At 46.5% G+C, this 254-nt stretch carries 1 protein-coding gene; it reads left to right on the top strand.

All coding sequences use genetic code 11. The features are described from left to right. On the top strand, window positions 1-254 hold a 254-nt coding region (locus AAEY83_RS16900), incomplete at both ends, for an AI-2E family transporter (RefSeq protein ID WP_351060958.1).

Genomic DNA, 254 nt, shown 5'->3' with positions numbered 1-254 from the left:
ACGCAATATCATTGGCAATCGTATCGATGGTTATATTGACTCTGTGGGTACGACCACCCGCGCTGTGGTATATGGTATTGGTCTGACCGCATTGGCGCAGGCAATCTTGGCGGGTATTGGTTATTATTTCTCTGGCGCACCAAGTCCGATTTTACTGACGATTGTCACTTTTATCATTGCCTTAATCCCATTTGGTACGCCATTTGTGTGGGGTGGGGTGTCGATTTGGTTATTAAGTCAAGGTCATACGGTAG

It is taken from the genome of Psychrobacter sp. TB20-MNA-CIBAN-0197 (assembly GCF_040309765.1).
GTDB classification, from domain to species: domain Bacteria; phylum Pseudomonadota; class Gammaproteobacteria; order Pseudomonadales; family Moraxellaceae; genus Psychrobacter; species Psychrobacter submarinus.
The sequence above is the reverse complement of the archived record's forward strand: the minus strand, read 5'-3'. Positions and strand labels throughout refer to the sequence as shown.